The organism is Helicobacter heilmannii (assembly GCF_001283065.1).
Taxonomy (GTDB): Bacteria; Campylobacterota; Campylobacteria; order Campylobacterales; family Helicobacteraceae; genus Helicobacter; species Helicobacter heilmannii.
Genome location: NZ_CDMK01000001.1, coordinates 256,191 through 269,396, shown reverse-complemented (window position 1 = coordinate 269,396; position 13,206 = coordinate 256,191). Strand labels below are relative to the sequence as shown.

11 protein-coding genes are annotated in these 13,206 nt (G+C 49.2%); 5 read left to right on the top strand and 6 right to left on the bottom strand.

Features of this window, described 5'->3' with window-relative positions; translation table 11 throughout:
- Window positions 1–7: 7 nt before the first annotated feature.
- The 3 genes from fliS (at window position 8) to AOG36_RS01365 (ending at window position 1,634) form a co-directional block, all read left to right on the top strand.
- Window positions 8–391 carry a flagellar export chaperone FliS gene (gene fliS / locus AOG36_RS01375; RefSeq protein WP_015105962.1) on the top strand — a complete coding sequence of 128 codons (384 nt, stop codon included), beginning with the start codon at window positions 8–10 and terminating at the stop codon, window positions 389–391.
- The gene (locus tag AOG36_RS01370; RefSeq protein ID WP_015105961.1) at window positions 375–608 is read left to right on the top strand and encodes a hypothetical protein; all 234 of its coding nucleotides are present in this window, start codon (window positions 375–377) and stop codon (window positions 606–608) included. Before fliS ends, AOG36_RS01370 begins: the two co-directional genes overlap by 17 nt.
- Window positions 609–674: 66 nt before the next feature.
- Window positions 675–1,634: an asparaginase gene (locus tag AOG36_RS01365; RefSeq protein WP_173380402.1), complete on the top strand. Its 960-nt coding sequence runs from the start codon at window positions 675–677 to the stop codon at window positions 1,632–1,634.
- A gap of 1,199 nt (window positions 1,635–2,833) precedes the next feature.
- Here the strand turns inward: AOG36_RS01365 and AOG36_RS08900 are convergent.
- Both AOG36_RS08900 and AOG36_RS01350 read right to left on the bottom strand, forming a co-directional pair.
- Complete coding sequence (locus tag AOG36_RS08900) at window positions 2,834–6,253, bottom strand: outer membrane protein (RefSeq protein WP_238374871.1); 3,420 nt, start codon at window positions 6,251–6,253, stop codon at window positions 2,834–2,836.
- 166 nt (window positions 6,254–6,419) lie between these two features.
- The gene (locus AOG36_RS01350) at window positions 6,420–6,641 is read right to left on the bottom strand and encodes a hypothetical protein (protein WP_015105955.1); all 222 of its coding nucleotides are present in this window, start codon (window positions 6,639–6,641) and stop codon (window positions 6,420–6,422) included.
- A 283-nt stretch (window positions 6,642–6,924) separates the two neighbouring features.
- Here AOG36_RS01350 and AOG36_RS01345 point away from each other — a divergent pair, with 283 nt between their 5' ends.
- Window positions 6,925–8,250, top strand: coding sequence for a TrkH family potassium uptake protein (locus AOG36_RS01345; protein WP_015105953.1), 1,326 nt, complete (start codon window positions 6,925–6,927; stop codon window positions 8,248–8,250).
- Complete coding sequence (locus tag AOG36_RS01340; protein ID WP_015105952.1) at window positions 8,247–8,906, top strand: potassium channel family protein; 660 nt, start codon at window positions 8,247–8,249, stop codon at window positions 8,904–8,906. The genes AOG36_RS01345 and AOG36_RS01340 overlap by 4 nt, the downstream gene beginning before the upstream one ends.
- On the opposite strand, the gene hemC is transcribed toward AOG36_RS01340, so the two are convergent.
- From hemC to hemA, 4 genes are read right to left on the bottom strand one after another with little or no spacing between them, the layout of a single operon-like run.
- The gene (gene hemC, locus AOG36_RS01335) at window positions 8,896–9,807 is read right to left on the bottom strand and encodes a hydroxymethylbilane synthase (protein ID WP_053825379.1); all 912 of its coding nucleotides are present in this window, start codon (window positions 9,805–9,807) and stop codon (window positions 8,896–8,898) included. The two genes, AOG36_RS01340 and hemC, sit on opposite strands and share 11 nt — an antisense overlap.
- Window positions 9,804–10,181, bottom strand: coding sequence for an FxsA family protein (locus AOG36_RS01330; RefSeq protein ID WP_015105950.1), 378 nt, complete (start codon window positions 10,179–10,181; stop codon window positions 9,804–9,806). The genes hemC and AOG36_RS01330 overlap by 4 nt, the downstream gene beginning before the upstream one ends.
- On the bottom strand, window positions 10,181–11,905 hold the full coding sequence (locus AOG36_RS01325) for a proline--tRNA ligase (RefSeq protein ID WP_015105949.1): 1,725 nt from the start codon (window positions 11,903–11,905) through the stop codon (window positions 10,181–10,183). The genes AOG36_RS01330 and AOG36_RS01325 overlap by 1 nt, the downstream gene beginning before the upstream one ends.
- Window positions 11,905–13,206, bottom strand: coding sequence for a glutamyl-tRNA reductase (hemA, locus tag AOG36_RS01320; RefSeq protein ID WP_015105948.1), 1,302 nt, complete (start codon window positions 13,204–13,206; stop codon window positions 11,905–11,907). The genes AOG36_RS01325 and hemA overlap by 1 nt, the downstream gene beginning before the upstream one ends.

Genomic DNA, 13,206 nt, shown 5'->3' with positions numbered 1-13,206 from the left:
GGAAAGAATGTTTAAAGCCAGTGCCTATAACCTGTATCAACAAAACGCCGTAACCGTAGAATCGCCCGCAAAGCTCATTGAAATGCTCTATGAGGGGATTTTAAAATTTGCTGCCCAAGCCAAACGGCACATGGAGGCGGAGGATATTGAAAGGAAAATCACCTATATCAACAAGGTGACCGACATCTTTACCGAGTTGCTCAATATCTTAGACTACGAGCGGGGTGGGGAGGTCGCTGTGTATCTCACCGGGCTTTATACCCACCAAATCAAACTACTCACCCAAGCCAATGTGGATAATGACAGTACAAAAATTGATCTCATCATGCGTGTGGCGCGTGGACTCTTAGAGGCTTGGAGAGAGATACACCCCAATGAATTGGGTCGATGATCTGAAAATCGCGCTCTTGGAGAACAATCTAGAGCGCGCGTCCTTGTTGATCGAGACTTGCCCTTTCTTAAGCGAACCTTGCACTGATTTAGAGGTTTTGCAGAGCGCAAAAACCCTCATCGCCACTACCATCGAACGGCTACAAGCAGAGCAGCGTACTTTAGGTGTACAAATGCGCCAACTCAAAGCCGCCCAAAAATTCTTAGAAATCTCTTAGCGGTTAAACACCATTAAATTTAAAGCGTTACAATGCTCTGAAAAAGGGGTTTTCGTGGATAAAATCATGGTTTTAGCGACAGGAGGAACAATTGCGGGCACAGGAGAGGGGGGGGCGTATGTCAGCGGACAAGTGGGCGTGGGCGATTTATTAAAGGGCATTGTGCCCAGGGGCATAGAAATAGAGAGCGTGCAGGTGGCCAATGTCGGCTCACAGGATATGGATTCAGCTATTTGGCTTAAACTTTTAGAGTACATCCACACTTTAAGCGCAAGGGAGGACATCAAGGGCTTTACCATCACGCATGGCACAGACACGATGGAAGAGAGTGCGTACTTCTTGCATTTAAGTGCACAAACCCATAAGCCCATTGTATTCACGGGGGCGATGCGTAACTCTACGAGCATCAGCCCCGATGGGCCCATGAACCTGCACAATGCCCTAGCCGTGTGTACCCACCCTGAGAGTGCAGGGCTTGGAGTTTTGGTGGCGATGGATGAAAACATTTACAGCGCACGCCATGCCAGCAAAACGCACACTAGCCACTTAGATGCGTTTAAAGCTCCCGATGCGGGGCCCATCGGGCATGTCTACTATGGCCAAGTGTCTTTTCACGCCAAGCCCATAACAAAGCACACCTTGCAAAGCCAACTGGCCTTAAGCGAACCCATAAAGCCCCTACCCCAGGTGGCAGTCATTTACACCCATGTGGATTGTGAGGATTTTCTCTTGAAGGCAGCTTTGCAGGCGGGCGTGCAGGGCGTAGTGGTGGCGGGTATGGGTAATGGCAATGCGAGCCACACACTCTTAGAGGCGATGGCGCAGGCGGTTAAACGGGGTGTGGTGGTGGTGCGCTCGAGCCGGGTGGGTAGTGGGGGTGTGCAACTTGGCGAAGTGGACGATGCACATTATCGCTTCGTGCGTGCCGGGGATTTAAACCCTCAAAAAGCCCGAATACTCTTGCAACTAGCCCTACTCAAAACCACAGACCCTAAGGCTATCCAAGAATTCTTTAACACCCACTAGGGACAAGAATGCCAAGAAGAGCTCTTGGTGAAAGACCCTTATAGAATATTGTAAGGTGTTTTTAGCAACTGGCGTGTTTGGCAGAGTTAAGCCTTACTGTTCTTTAAGCGTAGGTGGTGGCGGACTGGGCGGGGGGTTGTATCCACGCTACGCGTAAAACTCTGCCCTTACTGTTGGGCGATCGTGTAATGCAAGAGTTTGCAAGGAGGGACGAAATTTGTGGATTGCCTTAAACTGAAAAACACTTAAAAGGTCCACAGAAATCCAATGCAAGATTGGGCTGGGGAACCAAGCACTGCACCCCTAGCCTTGCAAGGAAGGCAGTTTCCAAAAAAGTGGGGTTTTAGCAGCTTCGAAAAATACACACTGCTTTATAACACTAGGTTTTGTGGTAGACCATCGCCACTTACCCCCTACAAACACTCGATTGTAAATCTATGGCTGTTGTTGACTAAGGGGTCATATGAGCCTCTCTCATCCATGCCATACCCGACTTGCGCATTTACGCGCTGCGACACTTAAAGGACCCGATGGGTTCTTGTGCCCTGGAAACATAAATGCTCAAGGCTAAATCCCCACCCCCTTGCAAAAACGCTTTTAGATTACATTTTTCAACATGGCCATTTTGCTCCAGTGGACGATTTGGTTGTGCCCATATAAATGCCCGTATGCTCCAAGCCCCCGTAGTGCCACACCACACCGCCGCAAGTTCGCCCACTTTGTCGCGGATCAGATGGTTGGTGGCACTTGTAGCCAAATCCCCTGCATACGATGCGGTGGTAACTGCTGCGCCACATCCACAGTCCCCACAACGACCCCGACGGTTATCACCATTGCTTTTTAAAACCTTGGTATAGCACCCCTAATCTTCCAACAACTTGGCCGCTTCTTTGCCGCTCCTTTATAGAGCATGGAGTTTTTCACCACCCAATCTTTGAACTGGTTCCTTTTCATTCTCATGCCACCGTCTGCACCAACTCTAAAAGCGTGGCGCATTTTGTGTAATTTGTGTCAAATACAAGAACACTTGTTGTTCTGTGTTTAATCTTGGATAAACATGTAGACTCCTTTGCAAAAATGAAATATAGGGCTATCTTAACGAGAGAGAGTCAAGAGGGTTTGACCCACACAAGATAAAAATCAAAAAAGGGAAATATGTGTAACAACCCCCCAAGAACCCCCCAAGCTAGCTAAAAAGGCTAAAAGCTGTAGACATAGTTGAAGAACACCGAGATATTGCGCTTGTAGGTAACATCGAGGCTATTGCCATCGATGCTTGTACCCTTGAAGTAGTAGTTCGTGCTTAAGGGGATGCGTAGACCGATTTCAAAGCCTTGGTGCTTGGTAACATTGGCTCTAAAGCCCACATTGATGGGGATTTGAAAATAGGTCGTGTTCATCTGTGCATGCCCGCCATGCGTGTTTAAATCGACCATGTAGGCTTTATAATTGCTCGCTCCCTTGGCTAGCCAAGTCGAGCCGGTAAGCATCAAGCCCAAGAACACGCCCGAGGTGTGTTTACCGTCCTTGCTCTCATAGAAGTTATAGAGCGCGTCCACACCTGCCCCATAGGTGAAATTATCCACCGCCTGCTTGTCGTCTAGATAAAAAGTGCCATGCTGGTAGCTAAAGGTCCCATAGTAGCGCAACCCCCAGCGTCTTTCCTTGCCAAAGAATTGTTTGTACCCGATTTGCGCATCCACGCCGTACATGTTGCCTGTTTGGCTTTGCAAGAGGTTTTGGGTGGCGAATTTAGGCGCGGTGGCACTGGGTTGGTGTGCGGTGCTTAAGTATTGCTTTAAGTCAGCTTTGGTGGTGTTGAGATAGGCGAGCAAGACATTAAGCTCTTGGATGGTTGCCCCCATGCTCTTAGCCACGGGCAAAGCGTCCACTGCAAGGTTGAGCTTGGGTAAGTTGAAGTTGCTCTTGCTTAGTAGCGTGGCCACTTTTGGGGGCAGTTTCACGCCCACAATGGGGGTATCTGGGTTGAGGTCATTGAACAAATTTTGGCGGACATTGGCCACCTCTGTGATGAGGTTGTTCAAGCTCTCTTGCACTACATAAAAACTGATGTTGGGGTTGTCGAGCACTGCATTATAAAAGTGGTTGTAGTGCTCGATGAGGGCTGCACTGATGTAGTTTTCTTGGTTCTGTCCTAAATTTTGTCCCACGCTTTGTTGCATGCCCGCCATGAGGTTCACTAAGGTTTGGGCAAGGTCCATGCCCTGGGCTTTGGCCTGGGCTTCAAGCTCTGTTTGGATGCTCTCCATGATGTGGTTTTGGGTTTGGACATAGAGTGCCCACGCGTTTTCGCGCTGGTTCATGGGGTCTGTGGGGTCGGAGAGGATTTGCAAGGGGTTGTTGCTGTTGCTAGGGCCGCCAATGGTGGGCAGTGGGGTGTAAGCGGGGTTGTTTGGGCTGGTCTTGTTGCCGTCTTGATGGTCGGAGCCTAAAGGCTGATGCCCGCCTGCGATTTTGTTTGGGTTGGTTGCGGGGTTTTTTTCGTGCGCGGTGTGTGGAGGGTTGGCTGGTGGGGGCGGGGGGTGTGGTGGGGTTTTTAGAGCATTTTGGTAGCCGGTAAGGGCCTGTTCGATCTCTTTGATGAGTGCTTGAGCCTTAGCAAATTCTTGTTGGCTGGCGGTGGTGTCGCCCTGGGCCATTGGGAGGAGGTAGCGGGTAATGGTGCCGTAATTATTTGCTGCATTTGCTAGGGTGTCGGTGGCGTTTTTATAATTTTGTTGCGCTGTGTGCACGAGAGCATTGGCATTGGCTTGTTGCAGGGTTTGGGTGATGTCTTGGTCTGTGAGGGTTTTGATGAAGTTTTGTAGGTCTTGCGTGGTGGTGTTCAGAGCGTTGCTGATGGCAACGGGTAGGTGGATGAAGAAGTTTGTGTCCGCACAAGCGGTTTGGATGGCGGTTTGAGCGTGTTGGTATTGGATGTAGGCCTGCTGAACCTGTACAACTGCTAGCGGCATCATCTCAGCAAGGAATCCAAGAGCGTTCTCTGACCCGTTCTTTAGTGCACTTTTGACTGGTAACAATAATGTTTCTAAAAAAATCATTATATGATCATAAGTGTTTGCCGATTGGTTCAAAGCACCATCGGGTTGGTCTAGGGAGTTGATCTGCGTTTGAATCGTATCTGCACCTTTTTGAGCATTGATCGTATGCAAGACATCTTGAACGCCTTCTATGGCTTGGATGGTGTTTTTTAAATCTAAGCTTGTGGCGGTGTTGCCGGAGGTGTTAATGGTTTGCATGTCCCTTAGGGCGGTGCTGATATTTTGTAGAGAAGTTAGGTTGCCAATAAGTTTAGTGAGGGTTTTACCTACATCATTGGCATTAAAACCCGTTAAGCTTGTGTTGGTTCGTAAGTTTTGAGAGATGGTTTGTAAACCCGCGACATCTCTTCGGTTTGTTGGACTGTTGATAACGCTCTCAAGAGCCTTGATGGCACCGTTCAAACAAGCACTGGTTGAGGCGCAAAGGGCCAAATCGCCCTCCTTGGTTTTTCCCGTTGGGTATGCGTAGTTGTAGGCCTGGGTGATTTCTTGGCTAATGTTTTGGATGCTAGTGCCGATCCCCTTGAAGGTGGAGCTGTAGCGGTCGTATTGCTTGGTGTATTCTTGTAAAACCCCGTTGATGCTTTGCGCTTCTTTGGCGACATTGTTAGCCTCTGCCTCCAACCCTTGTAAATTTTTTAAATTTGCCACAATGCCGCCCACTTGTTTTAAAAGTGCCACTTGGCCCGTTGCTTGTGCTGCGGTGTTTTGTGCTTGTTTTAGGGCACTTTGGGCATCTTGGTAATCGCTGATCATTTTTTTTAGCGTGGTGGTGATGCCCGTGGCAAGGGTTTGGGCAAGGTCTGGGGCACCAGCACTATTGATGCCCCATAGCGTGTCTGCAACACCCTTAAGCGCATTTAAATCCCCCAGTGCTTTGGCTAAATCTTGTTGCGCTTGCTGGCTTGGGTGGAGGGTTGGGGTAGATTGGCTCGCGTCGGTAGCGAGGGCATTTAGAGCCTTTAGGATGTTGTCCACGCTCTTGGTGATGGTTGTGTTGGTCCACGCGCCCCCTGTGGGAAACAAACCCTTCAAGGTGTTTAATTTTTGTGTAAGGTTATTGGAGTTTTGCTCCAGCTCGTGCTCTGTAGCCAATAGGCTTTTTGTGGTGGGCTGTAAAATGTTGTTGATGTTATCTAGGGGTTGCTTAAGATTTTGTTGCAGATTTTGTAGGGACGCTGTGGGGTCTAGAGCTTTAGAGGGGTTGCTTAGGGCATTTTGCAAAGCACCTTGCAGGGCTTTGAGAGTATTGGGGTAGTCTTGGAGTGCTTGGAATGCTTGCCTAAAGTCCTGTCCTATCTGCACTGTTTGTAGACCTCCATTGAGGCTGTTTGGAACTTGGGGCACGCTACTTCCCACTTGTGATAGGGCTTGACCCAGACCCTCCACGGCACTGCTGGCACTTCCGAAATTGATCCCCAGCGTTTGTAAATCTTGCAGGATCTGGTCCACACCCCCTTGTAGGTTCCCCAAAAGAGCCTTGGTGATGCTTTGCGCACTTTCAGTAGTGCTTAAAAACATGCCAAAGCCCACTTGTGCCTGTACCCTAGAAGGCATAGGTTCGGCTTTTAGAGGACACAGAAAGGTGCTGGCTAAGAAAAGGCCTAGCGGGCAGGCGCACTTGGCGCATTTTCTGAAGAGTGGTTTCGTTTTTTTAATAAAAGTGGGTCTCCTCATCAAATCCCCTTACCTTCGTTGGATCATGTGCCACATATAAAGCGGGTCATTTATTCGGCTGCGGAGGTACCAAGATGGGCTTTGTTGCCACAATGCCTTTTAAAGGATTTCTTTGTTGCAGGGGAGTTGTGAGCATTTGTTGCCCCTCCTTAGATGCCTTTGTCATGTTGGAGTACTGAAACCCCACTTCCCCATAGACTCCGTTGTTCTCAGCTAGAAGTACTGGAGCGATCAGGAAAGGCAAGAATATTACGGATTGTAAGCGCATAGGAACTCCTTGCTGTTGGATTTAGGACAAGCAGAGAGTGAGCGCAGATGGGGGTTTGCGGGCCTTGTGCTCGCCAGCAAGCCCCCCCAAACCCAAGGGATAAACCCCGAGACTCAAGCGGTGGCTCAACTCTCAAGGCCGTGCCGTCTAATGGCTCTCATTCTAGCATAAAAAATCAACTTTGTATTAATTTTACACAGTAATATGGCAACAAACCAATCCCACTGTGCTATAATGATTTATTTCTAGTTACAGCTTTACAGCTAGCATAGGCGGTGGGCACTTGCGTAAAGTCTTTGGTATGATCGTGGGTAGCTATGCACTTTTAGCTCTCGTAGGGGCACTTGTGCTGGATTTAGGCCCCATGCACACCAAGCCCATCGCCTTTTTGGACTTGTTTTTCACCGCCACCTCCGCGGTGTGTCTAACCGGTCTCATCACGGCAAACCCGGCAACGGATTTTACCCACTATGGGCAAGCGGTGCTTTTAGGGCTCATACAGGCTGGTGGATTTGGCTACATGGGGCTGGCGGGCTTGTTGTTCTTGCTCCTGGGTAAGAAAATGGACTTTCAGGGGCGTTTGATGCTTAAAGAGTCGCTAGATTACCCTAGCATGCAGGGTGTGCTTTTATACCTCAAACAAATCCTGCTTTTCACTCTAGCGATTGAAGGCGTTGGAGTACTGCTTTTAAGCGCGTGTTTTGCTATGCGCTTGCCCTTCAAACAAGCCCTTTGGGCGGGGCTGTTTCACTCCATTTCTGCCTTTAACAACGCCGGCTTTAGCATTTTTGCCTCTAATTTGATGGATTACCAACAAAACGCCCCGATCAACTTTGTTGTTTGTGCCCTCATCATTCTGGGGGGGCTGGGTTTTTTAGTCCTTAGCGAGTGTGCTAACTACCGTAAAAATACCCGCTTAAGTGTGCACACGCGTATTGTGCTGTGGGCGACATTGGGTTGTTTGGTCCTTGGCGTGGCGGTGGTGTTGCTCTTTGAATGGGACAACCCTAAGAGCATAGGGAGTTTGAGTACATGGGCCAAAGTGATGGCAGCGTTTTTTCTCTCAGTCAATTTACGCACAGCGGGCTTTAACACTATAGACATGACAAATTTGCACGATGAGAGCCTGTTTTTCTCATCTTTGTTGATGGTGATTGGCGCGGCACCGGGCAGCACAGCGGGGGGGATTAAAATCACCACCTTAACCATCCTTTTGGCCTACGCCTACCACGCCCTAAAGGGACAAGAAGTCGTGCTCTTTAAGCGTACCATCCCCCAAAGTACGGTGAAAAAATCCTTTTTGATTTTCATTGTTGCTTTGTTTTACATTGTCATTTCTGCCATGCTTTTAAGCGCGACTGAAGACCACCAAAATAAATTCTTCTTGCATTTGTTCTTTGAGATTTGTTCGGCATTCGGCACGGTAGGCGTGAGCACAGGCAATGGGGGTGATCTCTCTTTGGTGGCAAAGTTTAGTAGCTTTGGCAAGTTGTATTTAATGCTTTTAATGTTCATGGGGCGGGTGGGGGTGCTGGTCTTTAGTTTGGCTTTGGTGGGCAAGAGCAAGACGCGCCATGTGCACTACCCTGAAGAAGAGGTGGTTTTATGAAAATGTACGCGGTTTTAGGTTTAGGTAAATTTGGGGCACATGTCGCACGAGGTTTGATTGACAATGGGGAGCAGATCATTGCCGTCGATGTCAATGAGGAACGGGTGAAGCTCTTTAAAAGCCTATGCGATAATTTATTTATTTTAGACACCACCGACAGCATAGCCCTTAAAGAAACAGGCATCAGCGAAGTGGACATCGCGATTGTGAGCATCGGGCAAAGTGTAGAGGCTTCCATTTTAACTGTGATGGCACTCAAAGAGAGCGGGGTTAAGGAGGTCATCGCCAAGGCCTCTACACTCATCCATGGCAAAATCCTCTCAAAAATCGGCACGGATCGGGTGATTTACCCCGAAAGAGATGCGGCTAAACGGCTTGTACGCGGACTTAGCCTCAACACTCATCTAGACATCATAGAGATCACCACGCATATGCGCCTTGTACGTTTTCTCATCACCTCCGAACACGCCCAAAGGTCGTTGCAAGATTTCTTAGATATCTTTAAGGCGGATTTAAAGGTGGTAGCTCTAAAACACGGGGCGCAGTGGGATTACCAAATCTCTATGGGCACGCTCCTAGTCGAGGGGGACATTTTGCTTTTAATGGGCATGGCTAAGGAAGTGGATATCTTCTTAGCCAATAAGCCTAAAGGCTGATGCGCTCTAAAATCTCCAGCGCGCCCTTTTCTATAAAGCACTCTAAGAGCAGCTGCAAGAGTTCATCCGCCTCTTGTACATGCCCGCTCACCCGCTCCTCCACAACATGGCTTGCATCCACATCCCCCACAACAGCGCGCATGTCTAGCACATCCCCCTTCAAGGATGCATGCACACCCAGTGGCACTTGACAACCCCCATTGAGTTTAGTAATAAAAATCCTCTCCAGCCCGCATAAAAACGCGCTCCTCGGGTCATTTAATTGTGTGATGGTGGCAAAGAGCGGATGGTCGCTACACATTTCTACGCCCAGTGCTCCCTGCCCCATGCACGGGAGCATTTGTTTAAAGCTTAAGGGTACACAGTAGGGCATCTGGATTTGCAGCCGCTCCACCCCCGCATAGGCTAGAATGATCGCATCAAACGCCCCCTCTTGCAGGCGTTGTAAGCGGGTTTGGATATTGCCCCTAAGGCTCAAGGTGTCTAAATCGGGGCGCAGGCGTTTGAGTTGCATGCAGCGGCGCAGGGAAGTCGTGCCCACCTTTGCGCCTAGGGGCAAATCCTCCAAAGAGGGGTAATGCACACTTAAAAAGCAATCTCTAGAATCCGCTCTTTTGCTCACACAGGCTAGGGCTAAAGGGGGGGTCAAATCAACAGGGACATCTTTAAGTGAATGCACGGCTAAATCCAGTGCCCCCACCAATAAGAGCTCTTCAAGCTCTTTGGTGAAAAGCCCCTTGCCCCCGATTTTGGCTAGGGGGACATCTAAGATTTTATCCCCCTTGGTTTTGACAACCTCAATGCGGCTTTTTAAACCCAAATTGTCTAATTGTGTTTGTATGTGGCGGGCTTGCCACAGGGCTAACTGGCTACCCCGACTGCCGATCACCAATTCCTTCATTTCTTCTTATCGCTCACTTCCACATCTATGATTTCGGGTTCATTGGGGTCTTGCAAGGACTCTTTCTTGCGCACACTCGCCACCAAGAGCAAGAGCAAGCCGAAAATGTCGCACAGCACCCCGGGTAAGAGTAGCAACACCCCGCCCACAGAGCGCAAAAACATCCCCTGTGCCCACGATAAGGGGTTTAACCGCTCATTAACAAGCTCGCTTAGGTTATGAAACGGGCTTCTTAAGAGCACCATGCCCCCCAAGAGAGCACTTGCCGCTACTTCAAACAAAAAGGCGAAAACCCCAAAGCGGTCCACCACCTGCACCACTAAATAAATTTCAAAGGCCAAGTAACCAAGTCCAAGCAGGAATACAAAGGGCACTACACGCCTTTAAAGAAGTCTAGGACATCTTGTTTTGTCATCTCAAGCTTGCTCAAACCTTGTCTTTTTACAAGTTCAAACACCCCCTCTTTGGCCTTGTTGCCCACAATGAGCGCATAAGTACAACCAATCAGCTCAAAATCCGCCATTTTTGCCCCAAAGCGTTCAGCCCTATCGTCTAAGAGCACTTCGACATGGGCATCTAAAAGGGCGGTGTATAACTCCTCGCCTAGGGTATTTAGTGTGCTGTCTTTCGTGTTCGCCACAATCAACACCACCTTAAAGGGGGCGACAGCCTCGCTCCACACACAGCCCTTTTCATCAGCATTTTGCTCCAAAATAGCGGCGAGCAGGCGACTCACCCCGATCCCATAGCAACCCATTTCAAAGCAACCCGCCCGCCCCTCTTGGTCTAAAAACTGCGCCCCCAAACTTTTAGAGTATTTGTCCCCGAGTTTAAAAATATGCCCCACCTCTATGCTCTTGTGGTGTTCGAGCACTCCGCCACACAGAGCGCATGCCTGCCCTGATTTGGCCGTGGCGATGTCTTTATAATCGAGTCCGCTGAAGGTGGATAAATCCACACCCACAAAATGCATCCCCTCTTCATTAGCCCCGCACACCAAACTATCCGCCTCATACAAGTCCGTGTCAAAGAACACTAAAGCATTTGGCACAAGGTGTTTAAGCCCATAGGGCCCGATGTAACCGGCAAAGAGCCCGTATTTTTGCAACTCTCCTTCCTCTATGTCCTCTAAACTCAAGGCAGGCACTTGGCTTTTGCAGGCGTTTATGGCTTTGGTTTCCTCTAGGCTGTCATCGCCACGCACGAAAAACACGGCAAGTTGGCTCTCGTTATTTTCTAAGGAAACTTTTTTTACCACGGCCTTTAAAATAAAAAAGGGCTCAACTTTTAAATACGCGCTCAGTGCCTCAATGTTGGGGGTGTTTGGGGTGGGGAACTTGGCAAAGGTGGCCTTGGGGACATTGTCCGGCTCCTTCCTCTTAGCCCTTTTAGCCACCTCCACATTAGCTACATAGGTGCAATTTACGCAGGCCACTAAAGTGTCCTCTCCACAGGGGGCTAGTAGCACAAACTCTTTGCTCTTATTGCCCCCAATCGCCCCGCTGTCCGCCTCTACCGAGCGCACTCTAAGCCCTAGCCGCCTAAAAATCTCGCTGTACGCCTCTTGCATGTTGGTAAACTCTCTATCCAAGTCGGCACTGTTAGCGTGGAAACTGTAGCCGTCCTTCATAATAAACTCTCTAGCGCGCATGAGCCCAAAGCGGGGACGGATCTCATCTCTAAATTTGGTGTGGATTTGGTAAAGGTGCAGGGGGAGTTGTTTATAGCTTTTGATGTGGGCTTTGGCGATGGCAACCGCCACTTCCTCGTGTGTAGGGCCGAGCACAAAATCGTTGTCCTTGCGATCTTTAAAGGCCAAAAGCTCCTTGCCATATTTGCTAAAACGCCCGCTCTCTTGCCATAAAACAGCCGGGGTTACCAAGTTAAACAAACAGCTTTGCGCCCCATGCGCTTGCATGACTTCATCTATAATCTTGATAATTTTTTGCAACACTCTCTGCCCCAAGGGCAAAAAGCTATACACTCCGCTGCCTATTTGTTGGATGTAGCCGGCTTGCACTAAAAATTGGTGGCTTTTGAGCACTGCGTCCCTGGGGGGTTCTTTTAAAGTGGGCACAAAGAGTTTGGAGTAACGCATTAAAGTCCTTTGGAGTGTTCGCAACGATAAGCGTTTAAGAACAGCGGGTCGCCCCCTAGGCTAAAAAGGGTTTTTAGTGCCTCGCCTAGCATGTCGCCCTCTTCCTTGTGGGCGTTTTTCTTTAAAGTGGCGGTGGGTTGGTGTAAAAAGGTGTTGAAGGCGTTGTGCAGGATTTTGGCGACATTGTCTTGCAGCTCTTGGGGGATGTAGCCCTTTTTCACCGCTTTATTCAGCTCTCTTAGAGAAGCTTGTTTGGCCTGTTCTCTAAGCCCCTTGATGAGCGGGTCTAGCTCCAAGGTCTGCAGCCACGCAAAGAATTGCGCTACCTCCTCGGCGATGAGGGCGTGCGCTTTGTTAGTGTCCTTTTGCCGTTTTTCTAAATTGTCGGTGATGACTCCTTTCAAGTCGTCCACGCTATAAAGCCAAATGTTCGGGTCTCTGGGGTCTTGTATATCTCTTGGTACGGCCAAATCAAACCAAAAGCGCCTAAAGGGAGTTTGTTCTAGCATGTCGGGGGTGATTAAGGGGTTTGGGGAGTGGGTTGCACTAAAACAAAAGGGGTGGCTATTGATGTGTTCCTTTAAATTCTCTAGGCTATCCATGTGGATGTTGGGCTCGTTTAAGGTGGTTATAAAATTTTGGACATTTTCTAAATGGCGGTTACATAAAAGCACTTCAAAGCCTTTAGAAAGCAGGTGCTTACACACAAGTTGCCCCATTTGCCCCACACCCACCACCACCGCCTTTTTGGGTAGATTTTCACTCTCTAGCACCTCTAAAGCCTGCTTAACCGCCATAGACGCGATGGACACAACTTGCGAAGAGATGGCCGTAACGCTCCTTACCCGCCCCGCACATTTAAAGGCAAAATGCACCAAGCGGCTTAAATGCTTGCCGCAGAGTTTTGCCTCAAAACACGCCTTATACGCCTCTTTGAGCTGCCCCGTGATTTGTGTTTCGCCCACCACGAGGCTATCTAAACTGCTCGCCACGCTAAAGCTGTGATACACCGCCTCCGTATGGGTATAGTGCATGCTCTTTTCTTGCAAGAGGGCTAGAGGTAGGCTCTTGGCGTGCGTGAGTGCCTCTAAAAGTGCAGTGCTCTCCAGCGTGCCGTAACAATAAAACTCCACCCGGTTACAGGTGCAAAGCCCGATGATTTCTTTTAAGCTGGGGTAGCGGTGCTTCAAATCTTGCAAAAAGCGCAACAGGGTGGCGTTGTCCTTAAAGGCTAACTGCTCGCGCAACTCAATGGATAGCCGTTTGTGCGTGAAACTGAGAACGCTGTAATACGAATCCAC